Annotated in this window: 15 protein-coding genes and 1 pseudogene; 8 read left to right on the top strand and 8 right to left on the bottom strand. The window is 57.4% G+C overall.

All coding sequences use genetic code 11. The annotated features are described in order from the left end of the window. Window positions 1–9: 9 nt before the first annotated feature. Window positions 10–1,029 (top strand): LacI family DNA-binding transcriptional regulator, encoded by a 1,020-nt coding sequence (locus BLT69_RS10430; protein WP_092649001.1) that lies wholly within the window; start codon window positions 10–12, stop codon window positions 1,027–1,029. Between the two features lie 8 nt (window positions 1,030–1,037). Then, window positions 1,038–4,235: a DEAD/DEAH box helicase family protein gene (locus tag BLT69_RS10425; RefSeq protein ID WP_092649000.1), complete on the top strand. Its 3,198-nt coding sequence runs from the start codon at window positions 1,038–1,040 to the stop codon at window positions 4,233–4,235. A gap of 2 nt (window positions 4,236–4,237) precedes the next feature. Here BLT69_RS10425 and BLT69_RS10420 read toward each other — a convergent pair whose 3' ends face one another. After that, window positions 4,238–4,951 carry a response regulator gene (locus BLT69_RS10420; RefSeq protein ID WP_092648999.1) on the bottom strand — a complete coding sequence of 238 codons (714 nt, stop codon included), beginning with the start codon at window positions 4,949–4,951 and terminating at the stop codon, window positions 4,238–4,240. Further along, window positions 4,948–6,285 (bottom strand): sensor histidine kinase, encoded by a 1,338-nt coding sequence (locus BLT69_RS10415; protein WP_092648998.1) that lies wholly within the window; start codon window positions 6,283–6,285, stop codon window positions 4,948–4,950. The genes BLT69_RS10420 and BLT69_RS10415 overlap by 4 nt, the downstream gene beginning before the upstream one ends. A 136-nt stretch (window positions 6,286–6,421) precedes the next feature. Here BLT69_RS10415 and BLT69_RS10410 point away from each other — a divergent pair, with 136 nt between their 5' ends. The 4 genes from BLT69_RS10410 (at window position 6,422) to BLT69_RS10395 (ending at window position 10,698) form a co-directional block, all read left to right on the top strand. Then, complete coding sequence (locus tag BLT69_RS10410) at window positions 6,422–7,318, top strand: ABC transporter ATP-binding protein (protein ID WP_092648997.1); 897 nt, start codon at window positions 6,422–6,424, stop codon at window positions 7,316–7,318. Then, window positions 7,315–8,388, top strand: a complete 1,074-nt coding sequence (locus BLT69_RS10405; protein WP_070726113.1) for an ABC transporter permease — start codon at window positions 7,315–7,317, stop codon at window positions 8,386–8,388. Before BLT69_RS10410 ends, BLT69_RS10405 begins: the two co-directional genes overlap by 4 nt. Window positions 8,389–8,504: 116 nt before the next feature. Beyond that, on the top strand, window positions 8,505–9,044 hold the full coding sequence (gene hemG / locus BLT69_RS10400; RefSeq protein WP_058237564.1) for a menaquinone-dependent protoporphyrinogen IX dehydrogenase: 540 nt from the start codon (window positions 8,505–8,507) through the stop codon (window positions 9,042–9,044). Window positions 9,045–9,264: 220 nt separating this feature from the next. Continuing rightward, the gene (locus tag BLT69_RS10395; RefSeq protein ID WP_157886417.1) at window positions 9,265–10,698 is read left to right on the top strand and encodes an MFS transporter; all 1,434 of its coding nucleotides are present in this window, start codon (window positions 9,265–9,267) and stop codon (window positions 10,696–10,698) included. Between the two features lie 100 nt (window positions 10,699–10,798). Here the strand turns inward: BLT69_RS10395 and BLT69_RS10390 are convergent, their stop codons facing one another. From BLT69_RS10390 to BLT69_RS10370, 4 genes and pseudogenes are all read right to left on the bottom strand, one after another. Then, window positions 10,799–11,671: a nitroreductase family protein gene (locus BLT69_RS10390; protein ID WP_257590331.1), complete on the bottom strand. Its 873-nt coding sequence runs from the start codon at window positions 11,669–11,671 to the stop codon at window positions 10,799–10,801. A gap of 211 nt (window positions 11,672–11,882) precedes the next feature. Continuing rightward, a complete protein-coding gene (locus tag BLT69_RS10385) occupies window positions 11,883–13,223 on the bottom strand; it encodes an MFS transporter (protein WP_092648995.1) in 1,341 nt (446 codons plus the stop codon). A gap of 47 nt (window positions 13,224–13,270) precedes the next feature. After that, a complete protein-coding gene (gene lhgD, locus BLT69_RS10380) occupies window positions 13,271–14,482 on the bottom strand; it encodes an L-2-hydroxyglutarate dehydrogenase (RefSeq protein WP_092649165.1) in 1,212 nt (403 codons plus the stop codon). Between the two features lie 768 nt (window positions 14,483–15,250). Beyond that, a pseudogene (locus BLT69_RS10370) lies at window positions 15,251–16,362 on the bottom strand (IS1249 family transposase). Window positions 16,363–16,913: 551 nt separating this feature from the next. Between BLT69_RS10370 and BLT69_RS10365 the strand changes: the two are divergent. Together BLT69_RS10365 and BLT69_RS10360 are read left to right on the top strand one after the other, a co-directional pair. Next, window positions 16,914–17,498, top strand: coding sequence for a hypothetical protein (locus tag BLT69_RS10365; RefSeq protein ID WP_157886416.1), 585 nt, complete (start codon window positions 16,914–16,916; stop codon window positions 17,496–17,498). A 14-nt stretch (window positions 17,499–17,512) separates the two neighbouring features. Then, entirely contained in the window at window positions 17,513–18,208 is a 696-nt protein-coding gene (locus tag BLT69_RS10360; RefSeq protein WP_058237557.1) for a hypothetical protein, read from the top strand. On the opposite strand, the gene BLT69_RS10355 is transcribed toward BLT69_RS10360, so the two are convergent. Both BLT69_RS10355 and BLT69_RS10350 read right to left on the bottom strand, forming a co-directional pair. Continuing rightward, window positions 18,191–19,498 carry an ISL3 family transposase gene (locus BLT69_RS10355; RefSeq protein WP_092648991.1) on the bottom strand — a complete coding sequence of 436 codons (1,308 nt, stop codon included), beginning with the start codon at window positions 19,496–19,498 and terminating at the stop codon, window positions 18,191–18,193. The genes BLT69_RS10360 and BLT69_RS10355 overlap by 18 nt on opposite strands. Window positions 19,499–19,761: 263 nt before the next feature. Further along, window positions 19,762–21,546: a hypothetical protein gene (locus tag BLT69_RS10350; RefSeq protein ID WP_157886415.1), complete on the bottom strand. Its 1,785-nt coding sequence runs from the start codon at window positions 21,544–21,546 to the stop codon at window positions 19,762–19,764. Window positions 21,547–21,687 lie beyond the last annotated feature (141 nt).

Here is a 21,687-nt window from a genome sequence, read left to right as displayed (position 1 = left end):
GGATGAGTCATGGGAGTCGCACGCACGGGCGCAGTGCGCCTTGAGGACGTGGCGCGCGCAGCTGGCGTGTCACGTGCAACGGCATCGCGTGTCGTGCGCGGGGATGCCCGTGTGTCACCGCAGAAAGTGCGCGCCGTGCAGCGCGCTGTCAAGGAGCTGAACTATCGGCCTAACCGTGCGGCCCGTTCGCTCGTGACCCGGAGAACTGACACGATCGCGCTGATTGTGCCTGAGCCGGATCAACGCATCTTTTCCGACCCGTTCTTTTCTTCGGTTGTGCAGGCGGTTGTCTCCAGCCTGGATGACACGGACGTGCAACTGGTTCTGGCATTTGCAGACAAGGAAGGCCACCACCAGCGCCTGCGACCATTCCTGTACGACGGGCATGTGGACGGTGCGATCGTGACTTCTCATCACCAGATCCCCGGCCAGGTTGAAACCTTCATGCACGCGCCCATTCCAATCGTGTTCATCGGACGACCCGAACAATCCACATCCTTTGAGTCGTGGGTCGATGTGGATAACAAGCAGGCTGGTCGTATGGCTGCCCGCCGACTGGTCGAGGGTGGATCGCGCAAACCGGCTATTATCACCGGATCAACGGATATGGTGGCAGCGCAGGATCGTCTGGATGGTTTCTGTGATGAGCTGCGAACTCACGATATCGAGGCACTCGTCGTCAACGGCTCGTTCACTGCTGAATCGGGAGCCCGGGCGGGGTATCAGTTGACCGAGCCGATTCAGCGGGGCGAAGTTGACGCTGTTTTTTCCTCGTCGGACCTGATGACGATGGCCGCAATCAATGTGTGGCGTGACCAGGACATTCGCATACCGGATGATGTTCGCGTGGTGTCGATCGACAACTCGGAAATGGGAGCGAGCTTCACTCCGCCATTGACGTCACTGACGAACCCTGCTGATCAGATGGCTGACGTTGCCACGCGGATGCTGCGTGACCTGATCAACGACAAACATACGGAAGCTCCTGTCCTGCTGCCGTGTGAGCTGGTGGTCCGCGCATCAGGTTAGAGTGAAGCATGCACAAGCCCGAATCGAGCGCACCTGATGACGACTCAGCTGTGCCTTGTGATGCGCACAGGAACAGGCGTCAGCGCTGTGATACCGATAGCTGTGAAGAGGAGCGCCCACTGAGCACGTGGCAATTCACGGGAACCCTGCGCACGTACCAACGCGACATTCTTGCCACTTTGACACCAGGCCCGGATCATCCCCTGCATATTGTGGCGCCGCCAGGAGCAGGCAAAACACTGGTCGGCCTGATGCTGGCCATGCGTTCAGGATGGAAAGCCGTTGCACTGGCTCCCACGACAACTATTCGCCATCAATGGGCTCTGACTGCCACGAAGCTGAGCTGGGCGGCCGCCGCCTATGCACCCGTGCCGGACGATGAGCCTCAAGCTACGATCAGCGAAGATCCGGAACTGGTCGGCGATTTCACTGCGCTGACATATCAGGCATTGTCCACCGTCCGCAGCACAGATGCTGTTGCTGATTTGGCGCGGGAGCAGTGGATCGACGACCTGGTGGATGCGGGCCGCTCAGTGCAGGCGGCTGACGAATGGTTGAAAGATCTGAAGAGCTCAAATAGCGCGGCTTATCGCTCCGGCATTTCTCGTCGAGCCTCCAAGATCCGCACAACCCTGACAGCGCAGGATCCTAAGCTGGTGGAACGCGTACTGCACCCTCATGCAATTGCTGCAATTGATCGGATAGTTCAGGCTGGCGTGCGCACAGTCATCCTTGATGAATGCCATCATCTGCTTGACCACTGGGCACTGGTTATCGGACTGCTGTTGGCGCGTATTCGTGCCAGTGGCCGCGAACCGATCGTGATCGGTCTGACCGCCACGCTGCCCAGTGTGGACGATGGCCGCGCATTTGACACCTATTCAGGTTTGTTCGGTGACGTCGACTTTGAGGTTCCGACCCCTGCCGTCGTTCGGGAAGGCAACCTTGCACCATACCGGGATCTTGTGTGGTTCACTGAGCCGGCAGATGATGAAATCACATTCCTTACCTCTCATGATCGCCAATTGCGTAGATTTTTGAAGGCAGTTTTTGCAGGGGGTGAAGGCCTCGACTTTTTGTTGGAAACAATAGGTTTCATAGGTATAGACGGCGAGCAGCCTACAGGTATAGATGCACAATTGGAGGCCGATTATGCATTCACGGAATCAGCTGCGCAGGTTCTGATTCACACCCACGGTGATCACCCTGCAGCACTCACACTGCCCAGACTGATCGGCAACAGACGCCCCAGCATCGACAGCGCCATACGGGTGTGTGCACGCTTCGCGTTGGAGAAGATTCTGCCGGATGCGAGCCGAGCCGATGAATGGCACGCGATGCGCCGCACACTCAAAGACTTTGGATATTACCTGACTGACAGAGGGATCCGTGCGGGTCGGAATCCGGTTGACACCGTCATGGCGCAGTCACACGCCAAGAACGATGCGGCCGTCGATATTGTGCATCACGAGCTGGCAAGCGCGGACGGTCAACACGTTCGGGCAGTTATCGTGTGCGACTTTGCCACTGAAGGGAATCGACGAGGGCGCTCCACCGGCCCCGTTGCCAGCGCGGTGGAATGTTTTGCCCGAGTGTGTGCTGACGCGACAACAGCGGGACTGCACCCGATTTTGCTGACCTCACAGCACCTGCATGTTGCCAGCGCTGACGCGCAGTGGATCATTCCCGCCCTTGAAGAACTCAGCGGTCTGCGCCTGGCAGTTGATAGCGGTGACGAGAACGAGCCGGAACAGGCAGACCACCTGGTGACCAGAGTCAAAGTGGAATCATCCTCCCCCTCTGCGGCAGTGCTTGTCAGAGCGGTATCCACACTGATGGAGCAAGGCACAGTACGTCTGCTGGTCGGCACCCGAGGCTTGCTGGGGGAGGGATGGGACTGCCCGGCCGTCAACACGCTGATTGACCTGACCGCTGTGGCCACATCAGCTGCAACTCAGCAGCTGCGTGGGCGCACACTGCGCTTGGATCCCCAATGGCCAGGAAAGGTGGCGCACAACTGGGGAGTGATCTGTGTGATGCCGCCGCGTATCTCCCTGGATTCTGATGCGGAAATATCGCGTATGAATCGTCGCCACGAACAGTTGTGGGGACTGGATGTCACCCTGCCAACCGGTCATGCCCCGCAGGCCAGCGACTACTTGCAAGTCAGCGACCGCCCACACCCCGGCAACCAGCCGCAGCCCGCCAACACCCTGCTATCAGGTCAGTTCCCACAGATCGTCACCGGCATCGATCACTCGCTCACGCTCACTGGGCAAGCCAGGTTGCGCGCACTTCTTGAAGGCGACAGGCGTGCCACCATCAACCAGCTCAATGACCAGACACTGCAGCTCATAGCGTCACGAGCCGTCACCTACGAACAGTGGGGTATCGGCCAGCCCTATTCAGGCGACACCAGCCACGACACGGCAGTGTCGGCCGGAAAGAATCCAACGTTCTATTCGCCGCCCACCCTCTGGACAGCCGTGGCCCTCCTTTCCGGCCTGTGTGCCCTGCTGGCCGGCATCATCTGGCCAATGCTCGTCATGTGGGGCACGCACCCTGTCCGCATCCTGATAGCACTGGCATTCATGGTGGTGCTCCTGGGCATCGCAGGCGCATGGCGGCTCCCCGTTGAAATATGGCGCATGTTACGAGGGCGTTCACACCCCGCCCGCGTCTATGCCGGTGCCACTGTTGCCGTCTCCCGCGGCCTTGTCGCCTCAGAACGCGGCCAGCGCCTTGTCTCACTCGATGAGGTTCAGGTCCGCCCTTACGGCGCGGTCACAGTGGGAACCCAGGCAATGCCCGCCGGCTATGTCGTGTCTTTGCCGGATGTGCCCGATGCGAGTGCACGCACCATCATTGATGCAGTCAGTGAAGTCTTCGCTCCCATTGAGACACCGCGGTTTCTGCTGCGCGTGACCTTTCAGGGAGATTCGCCGCGCCCGTCGACGCTGCTGTTGCGTATGATCAGCCAGATTGCGCAACGGATCTCACCCTCGGCACTGTACGTGCAGGTTCCCAGGGAGGTGGGAAGGCGAAAAGCCGGAGCCAAAGAATTCGCGCGCGCCTGGGCCGAACTGATTGGACCATGCCAGCTTGTGGAGGTATCGGGCGCCGAGGCGATGAGGCCGCTGGCGCAGGCTCGCCTGGCCAGCCGCAACAATCAGACGCATTCACCGGTACGCACCGTGTGGGCCTGACGTCAGCTGCGCGGTCTGATGCCGTGCGCATGTGCCCACACCACCAGTTGAATACGATCACGAGCGTGCACCTTGCGCAGCAAACTCGACACGTGAGTTTTCACCGTGGATTCACTGACAAAAAGAGCCTCGCTGATTTCCGCGTTGGTGTGACCGGCTGCCAGAAGTTCGAGTACCTCGCGCTCGCGGTCGGTCACATTGGCGGCTTCCAGAGCCTGGCGTGGATCCAAAGCGTGGCCCGCATCCATTTCAGAGCCACGAGTACCACCTTCGCCACGAGCACCTTCGCTCCGCTGACGCATCGCGTTCATGACAATGCGCGTCACGTCATCATCCAGTATCGCCTTGCCTTCAGCGACGCGCCGAATCGCGTCGAGAAGTTCCTCAGGCCTGCACGTTTTCAGCAGAAACCCGCTGATGCCGGCAGAAACAGCATCAACAACGTAGTAATCATCTCCAAACGTTGTCAGCATGATGATCTCCGGCCCGCTATCTGCACATTCGTCCACAATCTCGCGCGCCGCGCTGAGCCCATCTTTCACGGGCATTTCAATATCCATGCAGATCACATCCGGCCTCGCACTGCGTGCAATGTCGAGTGCCTCCAGTCCGTTCGCACCTTCAGCGACAACCTCCATATCGTCAGCAGTGTTGACAATGATGCGCAGCCCGGAACGCACCAACGCCTGATCATCAACGAGGGCGACTCGAATCATGCCATCTCCTGCCTGGCGACTGTGCTGGGATCACGATCACCGGTCGATTTCATCAGGGGGACATGTGCGCGCACGACGAACCCGCTGTATTGACCGGGATGCGCTTCGACAGTACCCCCGACCGCACCGATACGTTCACGCATACCACGCAACCCCATTCCCGTTGACGTGCTCGCCGAATGCGCGGGCCGCCCTCGTCGATCGGCAATCATTGCCCTGGACGTGTCAACCACTTCAACCTCCACCGCATCAGAGGCGAACCGGACGATGACCTGGACGCGGCTGCGTTTCGGCGCGTGTTTACGCACGTTCGTCAGCGCCTCCTGAGCCACGCGGTATAGAGCGACGTCGACCAGCATCGGCACCGGACGCGGCTCACCCACCACAACTGTGGTTACATCCATACCGATGTGCGCGGCCTCTTCTACAAGGGAAGGGATCTGTGCGATGCCGACGGTCGGCCCGTCTTCACCATTGCTCGGGTCACGTAACGTGTGCACGAGGCGGCGCAGCTCTGTGACCACGGCGGACGTGCCTTCCTCGATGTGCTCCAGGGCGGGGCCGATCTTCGAAGGATCCGATGTCAGGTTCAACCGGGCAGCGCCGGCATGGATGCCGATGACAGAGATGTGGTGAGCCACCACGTCGTGCAGTTCGCGCGCAATAGCCAGTCGTTCCAGCACGACAGCCTGGGTAGCGGTGGTGCGACGTTCCCGTTCCAACTCTCCGCCTTGCGCTTCGAGGCGTGCCCGCGTGCGTGCCCACTGCCAGGAGGCTTCACCGACTGCGCAGGCAAGTGTCAAGTTCAACAGGTTTGTCATGACGGTGATGAGAATGACCGTGGCATAGGCAGAAAAGACGCCGGCGCGGGAGATACCGGGGAAAAGTTCGACATTGGAGGAGGCGAGGATGAGCCACACGACGCACCAGATCACGATCGCCGCGGTGCAGACCAGCCGCACCACCAATGCGCGCACGCGTTGGCGACCCCACGCGCCCACCGTGTACAGAGCGATCGACAGGCACAGGGAGGTGACCAATTGTTCGGGCACGCCAAAATGCGCATTGACCAGGAACGCCGCCGTGATAATGAGGGCCACGGTGCAGGGAATGCGTCGGCGCAGCGCGGAAGCTGTAAACGTGATCGCCAGGGAGGCGAGCGTCAGCCACATGGGGGCAACTTCCGTGAATATGCCCGAACGCAAGTAGAGGGGAACCGTCAGAGCTGACCATGCGGCCAGCACGCAGGCCAACACAATGTCACGCCTGAGCCCCTGTTCAGTGGGACGCGGCCTGACCCATGTGGAGTTCAACTCGACAATCGGACCCGTCATGAATCCAGCATAAAGTCATGATCCTGCGGGCGCGGGGTCAGGGAGGTGGCGGGAAGCGAAAATCAGTCGCACGACCGATAGGAATCATCCGCCAGACGGATGCGGATCGGCTCAGGTGGCACGTAGCGTAAGCACCATGCTGGAAGTTCGAAATCTTAACCGGTCATTTTCCGGCCACCAGGTCCTCCACGATCTGTCCATGACTGTTGCCGATGGGCGCATGACGGGTTTCGTTGGCGGAAACGGCGCCGGGAAAACAACGACGATGCGTATCATCATGGGCGTCCTGGAAGCTGACTCGGGTGAAGTCCTGATCGATTCACACCCGACGAGCACCGCTCAGCGCGCGCAATTCGGATACATGCCAGAAGAACGCGGCCTGTACGCGAAAATGCCGCTGCGCGAACAACTCATCTACCTCGCGCGTCTGCACGGCGTGTCCGCGCACGACGCATCCACGTCCACTGATGAGCTGCTTGATGAACTCGGCTTATCGGAACGCGCTGCGGAACCGGTGGAAAACCTGTCGCTTGGCAATCAACAGCGCGCCCAGGTCGCGGCGGCGATTGTGCACCACCCGACAGCGCTGATTCTCGATGAACCCTTTTCCGGTCTGGATCCTTTCGCGGTGGATGTGGTGCTCGGCGTCCTGCAACGCATATCGGACACAGGTATTCCGGTGCTTTTCTCTTCTCACCAGCTCGACGTGGTCGAGCGCCTATGTGAGGACCTCGTCATCATCAGCGACGGTCACATCGTGGCCGCGGGAGAGAGGGAAGAGCTGCGCGAACAGTACTCGGACCGCTCGTTCGAAATCGAAGTCAGCGGTGACTGCGGGTGGATTCGTGACATGCCCGGAATCGAAGTCAGCGCCCTAGAAGGCGGATTTGCACGCTTTTCAGCACCCGACGAGCAGGCAGAACAACGCGTCGTCGAGCAGGCTCTGCACCGTCGCGACGTAGCGGGTCAGCTCTTGCACTTCGGCCCCATCGTCCCCTCACTGGCACAAATCTTCAAAGAGGTCATCGAATGAACTGGTTCCAGCAAGTCGTGCTGATTACCGCACGCGAGGCAAAAACACGATTCACGTCCAAAGCTTTCATCGTCATGGTGTCGATCGTGGGTCTTGGCGTCCTGGCGGGCACCATCATCCCCGGGCTGCTCGGCGGCGATGATGAGGTGCCTTCGGTCGCCACTGTCGGACCCTCCGTTACGCAGATGGCCACGAGCGTGGGGCTGGATGCCACCGAAGTTGCTGACAGGTCCGGCGGTGAAGAACTCCTGCGCGACGGCAGCGTCGAAGCCGTCATTGACGAGGGAGACTCACCCGTTGGCCTGACAGTGGTGGCACTGGAAAAAGAACCGGCCAACGTGATCAATGTATTGGCGGCCTACCCAAAGGTTGAACTTCTGGATCCACCACAAGTGGACAGCATGATGGCGTTCATGATCTCGCTCATCTTTGCGGCCCTGTTCATGCTCAGTGCGGTCACATTCTGCAGTTACGTGGCGCAAGGCGTCGTGGAGGAAAAGTCGAGCCGCATTGTGGAGATTCTGCTGGCCACGACGGGTGCGCGCGCACTGATGTGCGGCAAGATCGCAGGTAACACGATCGTGGCGTTCACTTGTATCGGTGTGGCTGCAATTCTGGCGACGACGGGTCTGCTGGTGACGGGGCAGGATTTGCTGCTCGGTGAGCTGGGATCGGCTCTGATCTGGTTCGTGATTCTGTTCCTGTTGGGCTTCATCGTGTTGGCTGCGCTCTATGCCGGTGCTGCTTCACTGGTGTCACGCCAGGAAGACGTCGCAGGAGTGACCGGGCCACTCATGATGCTCATCATGATTCCGTACGTTCTGGTCATCCTCTACTTTGACAACACCACGGTCATGGCCGTCATGAGCTATGTGCCATTCAGTGCTCCGATTGCGATGCCGATACGCCTGTACATGGGAACGGCACAGTGGTGGGAGCCGTTCATCAGCACGGCGATCCTGATCGTCACCACGGTGGCGTTGGTGTGGTTGAGCTCGATCGTGTACGAGCGTGCGGTGATGCGCATCGGCAAGCGCGTTGCACTCAAGGACGCGATCAAAACGGTGTGAGCAGCGGGAACTGTGCGCGCAGCACGCTCTTTGCCACAGTCTGTCATATTACGAGCCGCAAAACCGCACTATGATGTGGATCCGTACCTGACATGTGACGGACGGGAACTGGGTTTATGGACATCGTGGTGCTCTGCTCAAGCCGATTTGGACATACACGCCGCATCTGTGGGCGCGTCGCTGACATCCTGCGCCAGGACGGGAACGATGCTCGCGTCCTGGACATCACGGGACGCGAACGCATCGAGCCTGCACCGGGTCGGGCAGTCATCGTCGGAGCCTCCACCAGGTACGGTTATTTTTCCCCACGAGTGTGGCGCTTTGCCCGCACCAACGCTGCAGCACTGGCTCACATCCCCAGTGCTTTTTTCGGAGTGAACCTCGTGGCCGCGAATGATGGCAAAAACACTCCGGAAACAAACGTGTACATGCGTCGCTTCTTCGAACACACCCCATGGAAACCGGACATGATTGACGTATTTGCCGGTGACCTCGATTTTTCGCTCTACAACCCGTTCGATGCCGCGGTAATCAAGATGATCCGCCGTTTCATGGGACGCGACATTGACTTCACCCAGCGTGTCGAATTCACCAACTGGGATGACGTGGCCACATTCGCCCACGACTTTTCCGCACTGGCCGCTCACGGGAAGTAAACTATCGCTGATCCGGTTGCTGGATCGCACGATATCCCCATGAATACCCCGGATCTGCCGATGCTGCGCGGTCACTGAAAGTTCGGTGTGTATGCGTGGAGAATCACGGTGCGACAACCTGCTCGATGGTGGACAATGGTGCACTGAGAGGGCATGCTGACTATGCAGCCCTCATCAATCCCTTCACACAGTAGTTCAGCTCGATTTTTGCGGAGAACACGTGAGCGCGCAGAATGTGACCCCTGCACCCGAGACTTCCGAATGCGCCGCCGATGCGTCACACTCTTCCAGCTCGCCGGCAGATGAGTGGCCATCACGCGGTGTGAAGGTCTACCGCTCCCTGCTGAGCATTCCGCGCACCCCTCGTTTCGCATTCGGCGGCACAATCGCACAGTTCCCGTTTCCCCTGGTCGGAATGGGCATGCTCATTGGCGTTCAGCACGCCTACGGTTCTTATGGTCTGGCGGGTGCTCTGTCAGCGGTCGTGGCGCTCACCTCGGCCGTTGCCGGCCCGATCATTGGCCGTCTGGTTGACAACCACGGCCAGCGCCGCGTTTCCATTCCCATCATCACGATCTGGGTTCTGGCCGACATCGCCGTCATGGTGGCCCTGGCGCTGCGCGCCCCGATCTGGGTGCTCTTTGCTCTTAGCCCCCTGCTCGGCCTGTATGCACCGTTCGGCTCCATGCTGCGGGCACGGTGGGCTGTTGCGCTGCGTGAGCGGCCACAAGGCCTCAACTCTGCTTTGTCTTTGACTTCCACGCTTGAAGAGTGCATGTGGGTGATCGGCAATCCACTGGCAGCCTTTCTTGCCACCTCCATTTCACCGCTCGTGTCCCTGGCATTAGCTGCGGTCCTCATGAGCGTGGGCATGTGGATCATGCTGGCAGATTCGACCTACGAACCGGCCCCACAGTACGCTACCCGCCACCGATCCATCGCGCGCCAGGTCTCGCGAATACTGCGCCGTCATGGCGACGTGCAGGACTCCCTCGTCACTTCACCCACCACGGACGAGGGCGACTTGCCCACCAACACCCTGCCACCACAACCAGCTGCGCGCCAGGGCCTGTGGTCGGTTGCGTTCGCATCGATGCTGATCATTCAGCTGGCCTACGGCGCGTTCCTGTCGATCACGACACTGTCGGTCGTGGCGTTCAGTGGCGAGCAGGGCCACCAGGAACTGTCCGGCGTGATCACCGCCTGTTTTTCAGCTGCATCCATGATCGCGGCCCTCACCTACGGTGCGATCGACTGGAAGGGTGAGCTGTGGAAACGTTTCTACATCGGGCTGATTGCGCTGGCCGTGGGCTGTTCGATGCTGGTATTCGTGCACTCCATGTGGGGTGCCGCGATCGTCATGTTCATCGCCGGACTGGCGCAGGCACCGACCGTGGTGAACGTGAATCAAATGATTGTGCGTATGGTGCCGTCCTACCGATTTACCGAAGGCATGGCGTTGTGCGGAACAATGTGGGTGGTCGGCCAGTCTGCCAGTTCACTGATCGGTGGTCACCTGATCGATGCGTTCGGCGCCATCGGAGGATTCCTGACGACGGTCGGCTGCGCCCTGGCAGCACTGATCTGCGCATTCGCGACATTTTTACCGATTAAGCGCGCCGTACGCGGGGAGACGCCCGCGAACTACTTCTAAGAACGAGCTGCTGACAGGATTTGTGATTTGCCTGCTGACTAGCTTTGAGATCTGCCTGTTGACAGATTCTGGGAGCCGCTCAGCTGACGGGTTCTGAGGACTACCTCTGGACGAGGCCCTGATCGTTCATGACCTGCATGGTGGGGGCAGTTTCCGATGGGCTCGTGCCGTACTTCGAGATGATTTGGTTGCTGAACGAGTCGACGCGGCTGTTCAGGTTTCGCATGTCGTAGTACCGGGTGACGAGGGCGTCGTAGTCATCCAGTGCCGCGCGTGCCTGATCGGAGTCCAGGTCAGGGTATGCGTCAACGCCAACTGTCAGCTCGCGCGGGAGCCGCGGCTTGAACTGGGGTTCCTGGGCCGGGTGGCCAACCAGGACTCCGACAACGGGGTAGGTGTGTGCGGGTAATCCGAGCAGATCGATTGTTTCCTGCGGCTTCGCGCCGATGGAGCCAAGGTAGACGGCGCCGAGCCTGAGGGATTCAGCGGCGATCACGTAGTTCTGCGCGGCGATCAGAGTGTCGCGGCCGGCCTGCTGATAGGCGTTGATCGTTGATGCCGGGTCGGTGGGCTGGCCTGCGCGCTCGCGGATCACGGCGTTGCGATGCAGGTCCGCGACGAAGATGACCAGTTCGCCTTTCGTGCCTCCAATGTAGGGTTGGCCCGCGTTGCGGGCCAGCGCGTTGCGCGTGTCCTCGTTCGTGACACGGATGATCGTCATCTGCTGGTAGAAGCTGGAGGTGGGCGAGCGGCGTGCCACGTCGATCAGCGTGTCCATGATGTCTTCAGCGACCGGCTCGTCTGTGAATGCGCGGATCGTGCGGTGCGCAAGCTGAGTGCGGATCGTCTCGTTGGTGACCGGAGTGGTCGGAGCAGTCAACAGTGGATCGTCATCAGTTACGGGTGGTTTCACTGGCTGGGTCGGCTGGTTGGGCTGGGCTGACTGGTTGGGCTGGGCTGACTGGTCGGACACGGTGCCTCCTTTGCTGTGCGGTGTGCGGCTCGTTGTTGTCTGCCCACAATTGTCTGACCCGCCCGGGCAATTCACAACACCTGTCCACGCGGAGGTAATCCCAATACGATAGCCGTGAAGCCAGTTCGCCAGCCCACCAGGGAGAAATCCTCGGGCAGGCCTGCTGGCTTCCTCCTTTCCCGCACACGCGAAGATGATAGGAAACGCGTATTCAGTTCTTACTCGTCGTGTAACGCTTGCCTTGGTCGAAGATTGGAGCAATGAGGACTAAAAGGCCTGAAGCGACAAGAACGATACCCACACCAGTTGTTGAGTTCGTCGGTGAAGCCACAACTAGCGACAATGCCCCAAGTGGCGCAAGGCCACCGGCAATAGCTGTGCCCAGCTCGCGAGCAGCGCCCACACCTGTGGAACGAGCCTCTGGTGGGAACTGCCGTGATAGGAATGAGCCTTGTGCGGCAAACATCATAGGAGCCAATATGCCAGTGCCGATCGCAAGAGCGATGTAGGCATTCAGATCCGTACCGCTTTCCAGCAATTTGAGGAAGATGAAGGCGTAGATCGCGGAAAAAGCCCCACCGGTCATAATGACGTTACGTGATCCAAACCGGTCGCACATGGCTCCAAAGAATGGAACCACGATGATGGCGATGGCGGCACCCACCATTACTGAACCGGAGGTTGTGTTAGCACTGACATCTTGGAATTGCTTAAGGTAAGCCAGCGAGAAGGTCTTGAAAATATAACTGATCGCGTTATAGCCAATGGCGATGATGACAACAACCAAGAGTGAACGCCAATGGCGGGTAAATACATCCTTGAATACGACCTTGACTTTGGCGTTTTCGACGTCTTTCTCATAGGTCGGAGATTCTGGTAGCGAATTTCTCACCCACAAGCCAATCGCAACGAGGATGATGGAGGCCAAGAAGGGGATACGCCATCCGTTATTCATGAGGAAAGTATCCCCAGAAAGAGTCATCAGGAAAATTACAGCGGAGGATAGCAACAATCCCATATTGAGCCCCAGAGCCGGCCATGCACCTTGTCGTCCGCGACGGTCTTCAGCGGCATGTTCGTACGAGTTGACGGCGGCGCCCGCATATTCCGCGCCTGCACCGAGACCTTCGAGAATTCGAAGAACCACCAGCAGAATGGGTGCCCACACGCCGATCTGCGCGTATGTCGGTAGTAGTCCAATGAGGAACGTTGAGACGCCCATAAGAGAGAAAGTAATAACGAGCGTTGTCTTTCTTCCCACCTTGTCACCTAGGTGGCCGAACACGATTCCACCGAAAGGGCGAGCGATGAAGCCGACGGCAAAAGTTGCGAAAGATGACAAGGTCGCGAGTTCAGGGCTCTCAGTGGGGAAGAAAACGCCTCCGAATACGATTGATGCCATAGTTGCGTAAAGATAGAAGTCGAACCATTCGACTGTTGTCCCGAGGACAGTTGCTATCGCTACTTTCCGTAGGCGTGACTTTTCCTGTTCTGATGTTTCCGTCTGGGGAGATGGTGAAACACCGCTGGCAGAGGAGTGAGTCTGCGTCATTGAAGTGCTCCTATACAGATGAATTGGAGGGATTAGGGAAAGTAATTTCAGAGGCGGAGGCCTGAGGAAGATTCCATATGGTCCACGATGTATTCCGCAATAGCCATCGATGAGGTTGCGCCAGGTGATGGGGCATTGCGTACAAGCGTGGCGCGTCCGTTCTGTTCGATGACGAAGTCGTCGACGAGGTTTCCGTCACCGTCCATTGCTTGGGCGCGGATTCCTCGAGTAATGGGGGTAGTGTGGGCGCCTTCCAAGGCGGGCACGTATTGAGCTGCACCGGCAAGAAATTTTTGTCTCGAGATTACCGAGGCGACTTCGCGTTTAGCGGCATGCATATTCTGAGCCGCGAAGCGCCAGAATCCGGGGTTAAGCGCTATATCCAGGCTGTCAAGGACGCTGGGATGAATACCGGAGTAATCCTCACGGCCGAACGACAGAAATGCATTCGGACCAATCAGAACTTCATTGTCGATTCTCTTGGTGATGTGCACACCCAAGAAGGGATAGGCAGGATCGGGAACAGGATAGACGAGGCCATTGATGAGATCTTTCATGCTGGAGTCGAGTAGGGAGTATTGGCCAAAGAACGGCACAATGGCAGGATCGGATGGCTGTCCTGTCATCCGTGCAATCTTGTCTGACTGCAGTCCGGCACATGCGATTACGGCATCGTGGAATGTCACCCCATCTTCGGTGCGAAGTAAACATCCGCGGTCTTTAGCTGACAGTCCGGTGACGGCAGAATCGTAGTGAATCTCGCCGCCTGCCTTACGCACTTCGTCTATGAGGGCTTTTGTGATGGCTACGTAGTCAACAATGGCTGTATGAGGGGAATGGAGTGCGAGGCGTCCGACGGCCTCCGGTTCGATGTTTTGGATTTCGTTGGGCCCAACAATGGCAACATCAGGTACGCCGTTTGCAGTGGCTCTTTCAAAGATCGCCTGTAAGCGTGGTTCTTCATCCTCAGTAAGTGCGACTACGAGTTTGCCGCATTCGTTGTATGGCAACGAATGCTCTTCACAGAACTCCCGGAGAAGACTCACACCGCGTCGACAAAGGCGGGCTTTCAGGCCGCCGGGTTCGTAGTATAGACCTGCATGAACGACACCCGAATTGTGTCCAGTCTGGTGAGCTGCAGCCTCTTTCTCCTTCTCGTAAACGCTAATGTGACAGTCGGGATAGCGTGTTGTGAGTTCGTGCGCCACCGCAGCGCCAATGATGCCGGCGCCGATTACTCCGAACGATAATGTCGTCATTGATCTGATCCCTTCGTAGAGAAACATCCACGATAGTGAATAACGGTATTCTCCTCTCGACGTGGTGGTTTGTCTGTAGTTTTCTAAAAATGTCCACATAATGGCGAGGAAGAAGCTGCGAATATGGCCACTAGTTAGTAATTCGGCACTATGAAACTGCCCGATTGAAGAGGTTGAAGAAGCGCAGTCGCGTCGGATCCTCCTTAATGCTCTCATGGTGAGAAGTCGGAGATTGGCCTGATTTGTCCGGATCCTGCGGAAAGTCTTAGGGTCGTGCGCGGTGTCAGTGTTTACTGATGTTCTCTAGCTAATCCGATTGCCACTGTGAAAAATCAATCCCCAGATGTCGCATATTTACGGGGCTGCTGGATATTCGATGCCCTGTGCGACATGCTCAGCGGCGCGAAGCAGATCAAACTCCGTTGACATTCGTGAGTACTGTCAAGATTCGAGTTTGAGGTAACGACAAACATGGTGTCAGCAGATTGAAAAAGTGTTCTCGTCAACTTTCATGACTACTTCACCTTGAATGGAGCGGAAGATTGAGTGAAAAGGGGATGATGGAACGAAGCGCTTTTGAACTTTTCTGGTATGTCACGACCCCAGAGGAGAATGAACGGTATTCGGACGAGGAGATCAAGCACAAATACCTCTCTCTTGGTTACACCGAGGTTCATCAGTGGATGATCGATTGTCTCAGAGGCAAACGTCCATGGGATTCGGTTCCAATGTATGAGTAGCGGGTTATAGGACATTTTGTGTTGCTTTTTAGTCCCATGGGTTGTGGTAGGGCGTGGTGTGGTGGAGTTCGTTCCAGCAGATTGCGTCGCCCCATCGGGGGATGCTTGCAGTGATGGGGTGTTCTTGGCAGGCTGTGGCCCACGCGGTCTCGATGTGTTTGTCGGTGGGCATGACTTTCACGATCTTGGCTGCTGGTAAAGGGTGCTCAGAGTGCATGTAGCACCACCAGAACACTGCTTTGATCCGCCTGGTCAGGCGCATTCCCCGGTGGTCACGCAGTACCTGCCTTAAGGGAGCGTTGGTTGCTCCTTCGATCTGGTTGTTCATCGCTGGCATGGCATGGTCCCAGTGTGGGTCCACAAAAGTAAAAAGCACGCCTTTGCTGATCAGCCGGTTCATGCTGTTACGCGCGCGTACAAGCCGCTCATGGGTGTACACCCACCCATTGTCGCTCAATGTCTTTTCTGCAAGGAAATCCTTCCAGCGGGCGCACCACTGGTGGTAGTCCTGAACCCATTGGCGGGCTTGTTCAACAGTTGTCACGTGCAAGAGGTCTTTACCCAGGGCATACAACTGCTGGGATGCTTCCAGCTTCGGACGCATTGTCGTGGCTTTCTTGATCTGCCCAAACGCGTGGAACGTGCACCGCTGCACCCGCGTGTTGGGCCATGCGGCACGCCTGGCTTTATCAAAACCACTACCACCATCACTGACTACTAGAAGCGGTGGCGCGATCCGGTTCATCAACGCCCCCCACGAGCGTGAATTCTCGCGACGAGCCACATACCACCCCAGTACGTGCGTGCGGCTTTGAGCAATCACAATGACCACGTGACGGCTCAAATAAATCCCGTCAGCAAAGACCACATCATGAACCTGATCAACAACCGGAGCCAAAGGCCACACCTGCCACAATGATGCGCACCTGCGTCGAAACGATCGGCCAGCCCGCGGCATGTCCACCTGCCTGGCCCCCGACAACAACCACGATAAGAACTCGTCCAAATGCTTCGCGCACGCATCAATATGCCTGACCTGACTGACATTGCACGCTTTACACCGCTACCTTTGGGCCCCGAAGAGGAATGCCCATGACGAGTCATCACACGCCCGCACACCGGGCACGAAGGAATATTCATCCCCACACAATGCCCGACCCAACTTCAAAGCAGACTTTCCCGCGCTACAAAGCCGAAAAACCCCACTCACAGCAACACAATTTGTCCGACCTTCAAGTTGCCCCCAACCAACTTGAACCACGACCTTTCCCCACCACAACAACGAAAAGTCCCCACAAAAGCAACAGAAAATGTCCTATAACCCGTATTTCTCGGATCAGGAATTAATCGATCAGTTAGCTGTAAGTCGACGGGTAAAAGGGGCACCGCTATACGTGATAACTCACGACTCAAAGCTTCTTAGGGCGAGATAAGAAGTAGGAGCCGCGCACGCACCACATGGGGTCGCGCACGGGGCTCCTACAGGATTTAATTCTACTACGAAAAGAGGAGCCGCACACACACCTCCACAGGGTCGTGCACGCCGCTCCTACTTGTTTCTAGGATAGTCCGCCGGCTAGATAGACGCAATATAGCAATTCTAATAAGGGCTTGAAACTTGTTGCCACCCCCCTCAGGTTGGGTGGTTTTTTATGCCCCGCAACCCGCACTCCCATAGTGATGGGAGGAACATGTTCACGAGATTAGAAATGAACAGGCATCGGAACCTGGTATTTGCACTGCCGGACTCGCCGCAAGGCGGCAGCGACAAGAACGCAGCCGACACTAGCGGCGAAACCGGTCAACCTTCTCAGCCAAGCGAAAGCGTTGAAGACGCGACCAAGGCGGAAGAGACGGCTGCCGACTCTGACAGTGAAACCGCTCAAGCACCAGAAGCTGACGAGCCCGAAGACGACGCGAATGAGCCGCGCGAGCAGGCCACAGAAACCACTCCCGAACAGGCAGTCGACTACCAGGCCCTGCAGGACAAAAACAGTGCGCTCGCGGATGAAGTCGAGCAGCTGAAAGCGCAGATCGCGCGGTTCGAGACCGAACACCAGTGCGCCGCGTGGCGCGCGGAAATCTCCAAAGAAACCGGCGTTCCCGCTGAGGCGTTACGCGGGGGAACGCGCGAGGAAATCGAAGCGCACGCCAAGGTGCTCGCTGAACTCCTCAAACCACGACCAGTTGTACGCGGCGCAGGCTCTCAGCCAGAGTCACCGCGTCGAAGTGTGGAACTGGAAACCGCTAACCGCCTACTGGGTATTAACAATTAGAAAGGACTCCCATCATGGCACTGACAACAAGCAAGATCGCCCTCCCCAAGGAGGTTGTCGCTTCTATTGCGACAAAGACTAAGGACGATTCCGCCAGTAAAGATATTGACGGTGATGTGCCGACTATTGAGCAGGTTGCGCAGGCGTCGATGGCTCCGCACGTGGAGATGCTCAAGTCGATGGCAATGCTGTGCGCGGCGTCAATGCGGGTGCCTGTGGACTATATGGGTATCACGTTGGATAATCCGACGTCTGCGGAGTCTCAGGCTGCGGCTGAGCGCCGGTTGATTCGTATTGCTGACCGGCAGAATGTGGCGTTTGGGCGCGCGCTTGTTCACACGCTGATGATTGCTGTGCATGTGCGGGATGGGCGTTCCCCTGGCGAGCAGGCTCTTGAGAAGGTTACGGCGATTTGGGCTCCGACTCGTGAAGAATCGGGCGCGGCTCGTGCTGATTCGTTTGCGAAGGTTGCTGCTGTTATCCCGGGGTATGCGGATTCTGATGTCGGTTTGGAAAAGTTGGGATTGTCGCAGGAGGAGATACGCAGGTTGCGTATTGACCAGCAGCGTGTCAGGGCGCAAGAAACACTCAACCAGATACGCGCCTCGATGGGGCAGACCGCTCCAGAGGGAGAAGAAAGCAGTCTGACTCGCCCAGCCGGTTCACAAGATCCTGTCACGTTAAAAGGCTCTTCACGAACGAGGGTGTAGCGCGGGTCTAAACCCTCCGGCTTCGAGCAGCGACCGAGCGATGTAGTGGGTGAGGTTGCGGAAGCCGAGGGCGGAGCCGCGGAGGTGTTCGAGTCGCCCGTTGATGGCCTCGGTGGGGCCGTTGCTGGTGCCGGGGCGGTCGAAGAATGCGAGGATGTCGCCCGCCCGCTGCTTCATGGTCCGGCCGAGCTTGCGGACCTCGACGAGCGCCGCGGGAACGCCGCTGCTGATCGCAGCGATCACCTCCTGCATCATCGCCTTCGCTTTCTTCTTGTCGGGCTCCCGGTAGGCCGCGACGATGCGCTGGTAGATGCCCCAGGTCGCCTCGACCTCGACGTGCTCCTCGCTCGCGAACACTGCGTCCAGGCGTGCCCGCTGCCGGTCGGTGAGCAGGCTCGCCCCGGTGTGCAGGGTGCGGCGGGCTTTGTAGAGCGGGTCGCCCTTGAGCCCGCGGTGCCCGGTGGTGTCTTGCTGGACCCGACGCCGGCAGACATCCAGCGCGTCGCCGGCGAGGCGGACCACGTGGAACGGGTCCATGACGGGGACGGCGTCGGGGAGTTCCTCGGCGGCAGCGGTCTTGAACCCGGCGAAGCCGTCCATCGCGACCACCTCGATCCGCTTCGCCCAGTCCGCAGGGCGGGCGGCGAGCCACTGCTTGAACACCACCTTGGAGCGGCCCTCGACCATGTCCAGCAGCCTCGCCGGCCCGGTCTTGTTCCTCGCGGGCGTGAGGTCGATGATCACGGTGACGTACTTGTCGCCCAGCCTCGTGTGTCGCCAGACGTGCTCGTCGACACCGATCGTGGTGACCCCGTCGAACCGGGCGGGGTCGTCGATCAGGCGCCGCTTGCCTTCCGCGAGGACGGCGGCGTTCGCGGCACTCCAGGACACCCCGAGACCTGCGGCGACGCGGGTGACGGTGAGGTGGTCGATGACGATGCCCCGCAGCGCCCACTCCAGGCCGCCGCGGGAGATCTTCGCACGCGGCGCCGCTGCCCGCGTCATGTCCTGCCGCCACGTGCGCCGGCAGTGTCCGCACCGGTACCGGCGCACCCGCACCAGCAGGGTCGTCGGCCGGTGCCCGAACGGCTCGTGCGCCAGTCGACGCGTGACCGTGTCCCGCGGCACGCCCTCGACACCGCACTTCCGACACCACGGGTCGTCCTCGACGACGCGGCATTCGATCGTGGCCCGATCCGGCTCGATCAGCTGGCCGACGGCGACGAGGCCGAGCTCGTCGAGGCGGCAGAACGTGGTCAGGTCAGGGGTCGCGAAAGTAGGGTGGAGCACGTCGAGGTCTTTCGGGATGGCGAGCGTGAAGAACTTCCATCATCCGGGAGACCTCGACCCCTACCCGGCCACCGACGCGCTCAACCGACTACACCCTCGTTCGTGAAGAGCCACTTAAGTCCTACCTGAATAAATATGGTTTTACATCGGGATAGTCCTTGGCTTGTAGGGAGTTTCACTAGTTGGCGAATCTGGGGCTAATGCCCATCTGTCGGACATAGGTAAGGGCTCTGGAATAACACCCAGAGCCCTTACCTTAAACGTTATTTTTCGTATTCACGACGAACGAAAAGTAACGTAATCCCAGCTAGACTGAAGATCGTAGCTAACGCCATAATTTCTGTTGACATGGCGCCAGTTCGCGCTAAGGCTCCCTTAACCGCGGCTTTCTTCTTGACGGGCTTGGAATCCGTTGACGAGGTTGCACTAGACACCTCGTTTGCCATCAACGAAATCTCATAAGGATGCACAATATGGAACCGATCTTGGAACTCAGCAGCAGCGGTGTAACCTCCGTTTAATGCGAAGGTATTGTATGCCAGTTGCGGATTTTCCAGATTCCACTTTTTAGTATCAGGAAGAACTAAGCCATGCAGTTTAATAACTACTTTTTGCCTAACTTCAATTTGTTCTAGGGGAACAGTAATTTTCCCATCTTGAATCGTTCCCGGTACTTCTTTATCTCCCGCTAGCACAGATACCGCCTTTGCAGTAACGCCTTTAGGTAGAGTCGCAGAAAACTCTCCATTTGCAGTCGCCGCAAAGCCGTTATTTACAATCTCCAAGGAGAAATCGAAAGGCTTATTTACAAACTGCTTCGAGGCATCATTGCTAGCCGCGCTGGACATAGTGAGATGCGATCCGGTGGTGACAGTTGCACCAGTAAAGCCGGTAAGAGCAACCGCACTCTTCTCTGCAAGAGCAGTATGATCCTTAGTTTCATCTGCCTGGCGGAAGCTGGTGAAAATTCGGGTTACCCCTTCCGGGACTTTCCAAACGAAACCTTGAGTTCCAACTTCTGGCCTATTGGTATCACCTTCGTAAAGCATTACCGGGCGATCTGTGTTCCAGTCTGGGAAATCAGACATCTGCTTTCCAGTAGCGTCATAAATTCGCAACTGCAGCTGGTCAGTACCACCCTCTTTTCCATTGGACACCCAAGACGGAGTAATAACTATTTCACTTCCAGGGGTGACATCAACTGCCTGTTTAACCCCGGAATTAAACCGAGGATAAACTATACGATCAAAAGAAAATATAAGGTGCGTACCATTCTTCAAATCTGCACGAGCCAACATCGTATGTATGCCGATTTTCCCTGCGCTGTAATCTTCAAAGACTTGCTTTGTGCTCTTATCAGCCTCAGGACTATCACATTTTTCCCAAAACGTCTGAGTTTCAAATGGTTGCTTGATTGCCTTGCAGTGCTCACCGGTGGCAATTGATAGCTTAGCTCCTTCAAAATAGCCTGGGTTGGCCTCAATCCAGGGAGCCCATGCCCGCTCAGCAATCGAGTTTGTTTTCTCGTCTTTCTTAATTTCTGGTTCTGGAGTTTCACGGTATTTTCCGAACCAAAATATATTTTGCTTATTTTCCGGATTAATAATTCCCGATTCACCGGTGCCCTCAGTAAAGGCTTTCCCCTCCTTGGAAATACTGATCGCACCCATATTTAAATCCCAGCCAAACTCTTCAGCATTTGAAATAAGAGGCTCATCTACACCTGGAAACTTTTGCATATCTACAACACTGTATGGGGTAGCAGTGTTTGGCAGTTTAACAGCCTCATCAAAAGTATTAGTATCGGGTACTCCTTTACGGCTACCATCCCAATTCACGTTATCAGGAAGAACCGAGAGGTCTGAATTAACATAATTTTTGGTTTCGTGCAGATTGTTAACTGCCGGATCTTCGCCGCTTTCTACAGTATTAACTACGGTCGACTGCGCGCCCTCAGCAGCAGAAGCGGGGAAAGTAGCACTCAAGGCTAAAAATAAACTTAGGCTGCCGGCAAGAAACAATCTATGCCGAGGTCTATCAAGAATCACAATTTTCCCCTTTCTGGATTGAATCCGGATTCTACACACACAAGAACCCAGATCTCCGTCGATTATACCTGACTTATCTGCAAATTTACAAGACACAAAAAATCAAGCTAACACTAAAATTTGGATATCTAACACGAAAGT

Source organism: Schaalia radingae, assembly GCF_900106055.1.
Taxonomy (GTDB): Bacteria; Actinomycetota; Actinomycetes; order Actinomycetales; family Actinomycetaceae; genus Pauljensenia; species Pauljensenia radingae_A.
Note: the sequence above shows the minus strand (reverse complement) of the source record. Positions and strands in the feature narration are given on the sequence as shown.

Excerpts from the sequence above, each read along its gene's own strand:
- BLT69_RS10430 (WP_092649001.1), top strand. The coding sequence starts at position 10 with ATGGGAGTCGCACGCACGGGCGCAGTGCGCCTTGAGGACGTGGCGCGC.
- BLT69_RS10425 (WP_092649000.1), top strand. The coding sequence starts at position 1,038 with ATGCACAAGCCCGAATCGAGCGCACCTGATGACGACTCAGCTGTGCCT.
- BLT69_RS10420 (WP_092648999.1), bottom strand. The coding sequence starts at position 4,951 with ATGATTCGAGTCGCCCTCGTTGATGATCAGGCGTTGGTGCGTTCCGGG.
- BLT69_RS10415 (WP_092648998.1), bottom strand. The coding sequence starts at position 6,285 with ATGACGGGTCCGATTGTCGAGTTGAACTCCACATGGGTCAGGCCGCGT.
- BLT69_RS10410 (WP_092648997.1), top strand. The coding sequence starts at position 6,422 with ATGCTGGAAGTTCGAAATCTTAACCGGTCATTTTCCGGCCACCAGGTC.
- BLT69_RS10405 (WP_070726113.1), top strand. The coding sequence starts at position 7,315 with ATGAACTGGTTCCAGCAAGTCGTGCTGATTACCGCACGCGAGGCAAAA.
- hemG (WP_058237564.1), top strand. The coding sequence starts at position 8,505 with ATGGACATCGTGGTGCTCTGCTCAAGCCGATTTGGACATACACGCCGC.
- BLT69_RS10385 (WP_092648995.1), bottom strand. The coding sequence starts at position 13,223 with ATGACGCAGACTCACTCCTCTGCCAGCGGTGTTTCACCATCTCCCCAG.
- lhgD (WP_092649165.1), bottom strand. The coding sequence starts at position 14,482 with ATGACGACATTATCGTTCGGAGTAATCGGCGCCGGCATCATTGGCGCT.
- BLT69_RS10365 (WP_157886416.1), top strand. The coding sequence starts at position 16,914 with ATGTTCACGAGATTAGAAATGAACAGGCATCGGAACCTGGTATTTGCA.
- BLT69_RS10360 (WP_058237557.1), top strand. The coding sequence starts at position 17,513 with ATGGCACTGACAACAAGCAAGATCGCCCTCCCCAAGGAGGTTGTCGCT.